The sequence below is a fragment of the Herbidospora sp. RD11066 genome, assembly GCF_054661255.1.
The window spans coordinates 1-264 of record NZ_BAAGDO010000186.1 but is presented as its reverse complement, the minus strand read 5'-3'; the positions used below and the strand labels follow the sequence as shown (position 1 = coordinate 264).

The following is a 264-nucleotide window of genomic DNA, read 5'->3' as shown; positions in this document are numbered from 1 at the left end:
CTCAGGTATAGAAATTTGCCAGTAACCCTTGCTCAAATCAATTCTTGTAAAATACTTGTCACCACTCAACTTCTGGAATAAATGCTCAGCAGTCGGCATAGGTTCAGGGTCAAACACGGTTAACTTGTTTAACTTCCGGTAGTCCACGCATACACGATTTGTGTTGTCTTTCTTCTTAACAATCACGACAGGCGAAGCGTAAGGTGAACTTGATTCTCTTATGACCCCCATCTTCATCATGTCTATAATATCCTTCTTCAGCGA

1 protein-coding gene is annotated in these 264 nt (G+C 41.3%); it reads right to left on the bottom strand.

The window, feature by feature from the left end:
• The coding region (locus ACYQ78_RS39705; protein WP_459806160.1) for a reverse transcriptase family protein at window positions 1–237 on the bottom strand (237 nt) is incomplete at its 3' end.
• Between the last annotated feature and the right edge of the window lie 27 nt (window positions 238–264).